The sequence below is a fragment of the Streptomyces sp. NPDC059455 genome, from assembly GCF_042750115.1.
Classification (GTDB): Bacteria; Actinomycetota; Actinomycetes; order Streptomycetales; family Streptomycetaceae; genus Streptomyces; species Streptomyces endocoffeicus.
This window is the reverse complement of the sequence record NZ_JBHYVB010000421.1, coordinates 1-3470: the sequence shown is the minus strand read 5'-3', so window position 1 is coordinate 3470 and position 3470 is coordinate 1. Positions and strand designations below refer to the sequence as shown.

4 protein-coding genes are annotated in these 3470 nt (G+C 69.7%); 2 read left to right on the top strand and 2 right to left on the bottom strand.

The window, feature by feature from the left end; all coding sequences use genetic code 11:
• Window positions 1–131: 131 nt before the first annotated feature.
• The gene (locus ACFXB5_RS53085; RefSeq protein ID WP_385223179.1) at window positions 132–809 is read left to right on the top strand and encodes a winged helix-turn-helix domain-containing protein; all 678 of its coding nucleotides are present in this window, start codon (window positions 132–134) and stop codon (window positions 807–809) included.
• Window positions 810–841: 32 nt separating this feature from the next.
• Here ACFXB5_RS53085 and ACFXB5_RS53080 read toward each other — a convergent pair whose 3' ends face one another.
• Both ACFXB5_RS53080 and ACFXB5_RS53075 read right to left on the bottom strand, forming a co-directional pair.
• Window positions 842–1030, bottom strand: coding sequence for a hypothetical protein (locus ACFXB5_RS53080; protein ID WP_385223177.1), 189 nt, complete (start codon window positions 1028–1030; stop codon window positions 842–844).
• Between the two features lie 2 nt (window positions 1031–1032).
• Complete coding sequence (locus ACFXB5_RS53075) at window positions 1033–1407, bottom strand: hypothetical protein (protein WP_385223175.1); 375 nt, start codon at window positions 1405–1407, stop codon at window positions 1033–1035.
• A gap of 231 nt (window positions 1408–1638) precedes the next feature.
• On the opposite strand from ACFXB5_RS53075, the gene ACFXB5_RS53070 reads away from it, so the two are divergent.
• Window positions 1639–3192 (top strand): alpha/beta hydrolase, encoded by a 1554-nt coding sequence (locus ACFXB5_RS53070; RefSeq protein ID WP_385223173.1) that lies wholly within the window; start codon window positions 1639–1641, stop codon window positions 3190–3192.
• Window positions 3193–3470 lie beyond the last annotated feature (278 nt).

Genomic DNA, 3470 nt, shown 5'->3' with positions numbered 1-3470 from the left:
GACGGGCGTCCCCCTGGGGAATCGGCCGTCAACGGGGTGGGGAATTACGGCGACAGCTTTCGTCGGAAAGTGGGGATTTGGGCCGTCGCCGACAGGTACGGATGCGGGCCGTTGACCTCGGCGAGGAGGGTGTGAAAGTCCCCTGCATCGCCCGGGAGTTACGGGTGAGCGAGAAGTCCGTCTGCCAGTGGCGCCGTGCCTGGCAGGCCGGCGGGCCAGAGGCCCTGCATTCCAAGGGGGCGCCGGGCTACGACTGCCGGCTCGGTCCCCACCTGCAGGCCAGACTCGCGGCCCGGCTGGAGGAAGGACCGGCCGCACATGGCTGGAGTGACGACCAGGTGTGGACCGCCGCCCGGGTACGCACGCTGATCGGGCGGAATTTCCACATCTCCTACAGCGTCTCCGGCGTCACCCGGCTCCTGCACCGTATGGGCTTCAGAAGTGCAGATGTCCGCCCGGCCCGCCGCCGAGCGCGACGAGGACGCGATCACCGCATGGCGGGAGGTGACCTGGCAGGAGGTAAAACCCTCCGGGCGGCGACCGGCGCATTCGTCTGCTTCGAGGACGAAGCCGGTGTGACCGGCCGGCCGGCCAAGGGCCGCACCTGGGGCAGGCGCGGTATCACCCCGACCGTGAAGGTGCCCGGCCGCAGCCGCGGGCGCCTGTCGGTGGCCGGGCTGCTGTGCCACCGGCCCGGCCCGCCCGCCTGTGCTACCGGCCGCGTCGTCACACAGGAGGCAAGGGTGAACGCCGCTCGCTGGGCGAGACGGACTACATCCGCCTGCTGGATGGCGCCCACCAGCTACTGAAGGCCCCGTTGATCGTGGTGTGGGACCGGCTGTCACCACTCCCCGCATCTCGGGGGAAGCTCAGCCAGGGACTCCGTGGTGTTCGCGCACCACGCGGCCAGTGGATGAAACCCATACGTCTTCTTGAAGGTGACCGCTGCCCCGGCCTTCTTCGAGGCGGAGGTGATGACCGTCCCATCGAGGTCGATGACGATCCAGCCGCACAGCCGCTTGCCCGCCACCGTCAGCCAGGGAAGCCGCCCGGCCGCAGATGCAGCAGGCCCCACACGTGCCGGCGCACCCTCGCCCTTACCGTGGCGATCTTCGCCAGGGTGGCCTCGTCAAGCGCGGCAAGAGTACGGCGGGCGGTCGAGTCCGATGCCTCGGGCCCGAACAACGGCCGATGGTGAAGCTGGAGCTGCTCGGCCTCCGACAAGTTCGCCGCCCCGAGCACGATCGCGACCGCCAGGTGCACCAGCACCCCTGCCCGGTCCCGCCAGCCGGCCACCGCACTGGACGGCAGCACTTTCGACAGTGCCCCCGTCCGCCCCGTCCGGTCCGCGCATCGGCGCAGCAGCACCGCCCCGGCATGCCCGATCAGCCTCTTCCCGTCAGCCACCACCGACAGCCGACAGTCCCACCCTGTACTCTCGACCGCCAGAAAGGTGCCTTGCTCTCTGCAGCGGATACGACCTAGACACTCGCATCCTCGCAGGTCAACGGCACCTTTCTGCTATCGGGGCGTCAGACAGTCCAATTCCGCTGAATACCCAGGGTTAGCCCTTGGTCGTAGGCCGTCGTAGCCGCAGGGCCGATGTGCCGTCATCGGCAGCGCCATAGCCTCTTCCGCATGCCGAAACACCTGGACCCGAGAAGAGTACTTCGGATGCACCGCAAGAAGCTGGCCCTAGCCCTGGCAGTGACCGCGACGGCAGCGGTCGTCATACCCACAGCGTCGGCAGCGATGGAGGACACACCGTTGGCGCCGGAGTCCCTGCGGTGGGGCCCGTGCCCCGAGCAGGACGACACGCGCAAGGCCGGTGCGCCGGATGCCGACGCCGCTTCTCGACTGGAGTGCTCGACGCTCAAGGTCCCACTGGACTACCGGCACCCCGAGGGCCGAAAGATCGACATCGCAATCTCCCGGCTGGCGAGCAAGGACCCCTCGAAACGCCGCGGTGCCCTGCTGACCAACCCCGGTGGCCCTGGCGCCCCGGGGCTCGACTATCCCGCTCTTCTCGCGGCCTCCGGGCTGCCGAAGAGCGTGCTCGACTCCTACGACGTGATCGGCCTCGACACCCGCGGCGTCGGCCGCAGCACACCGGTCACCTGCGACCAGACCAAGCCCCAGCTGCAGCGCGGCGCCTTCCCCGCGTACGCGCACTCTGCGGCCGACGTAACCAAGGAGGCGACGTACGCCCGCACCATCGCCCGCCAGTGCGCCACCTCCCGCAGCGCTTGGATGCTGCCGCACACCACGACCGCCAACGTCGCCCGCGACATGGACCGCATCCGAGCGGCCCTGGGCGAGGACAAGATCTCCTACCTCGGCGCCTCCTACGGCACCCGGCTCGGCGCCGTCTACGCTGAGCTGTTTCCCGACCGCGGCGATCGGATCGTCCTCGACAGCAACGTCGGCGCCGGCGGCTACGACCGCACCGCCTTCCGGCAGTTCGCCCGCGGGATGCACGACCGCTTCCCCGACTTCGCCGCGTACGCGGCCAAGCACCCCGAATACGGGCTGGGCCGCACACCGGCACAGGTCACCGCCACGTACTACCGGCTCGCCGCCCGCCTCACCGCCCACCCGGTCGGCACCACAGACGGCATGCAGTTCCGCGGACTGACCTTCGAACGCCTCTACAGCAACGCCTCCCTGCCCACGCTGGCGAAGTCGTGGCAGGCACTCTCCCAGGGCAAGCCCGTACCGCCGTCCTCACCGCTGGACGACGAGGCCGAGAACTCGGCCGCCGCCCGCCACCACGTGGTCTGCGCCGACTCCCGCTGGTCGCGGTCGCTGAACACCTACCAGCGCGCCGCCGCGGCGGACCGGCAGCGGTACCCGATGCTGGGCGGCTCCACCGGCAGCATCACCCCCTGCGCGTTCTGGCCGCGCAAGGGCATCGAGAAGCAGGTGACGGTCGGCGACCGGGGCCCGTCGAACGTGCTCATGGTCCAGAACGAGCGGGACCCGGGCACCCCACTGGCCAGCGCGAAGACCCTGCGGCGCGCCCTCGGCCAGCGGGCCAGGATGGTCACCGCCGACCAGGGAGGCCACGGCCTCTACCCCTTCGGCACCAACACCTGCGCCAACGACGCCACCACCACCTTCCTCACCACCGGGCACCGCCCTGCGGAAGACCTCAACTGCACAGCCGAGCCTGACGCAGAACCGCGAGGCTAGACCGCAGAGGTTCTGCCTATGTCCAGGCCGTGCCGACACACCCAGCCTCACAGATAATCTCCCGGCGGCGACAGGATCCGATCGCCTCCGGGAGATCTCTGCGCGGTTGGCAAATGCTGGCGATCAGTGCCTTAGACGGATAGGCGTGGTTGGGGACACCGGCAACAGAACGGGCACAGGCCCTAGCGGTGGTTTGTTGACATCGGGTCGGGAGCGCTGCAGAAGGACGCGCAGGGGTGTGTGATGACCGCTCGTCGTCCGTGTCCGCCGGCTCCGGG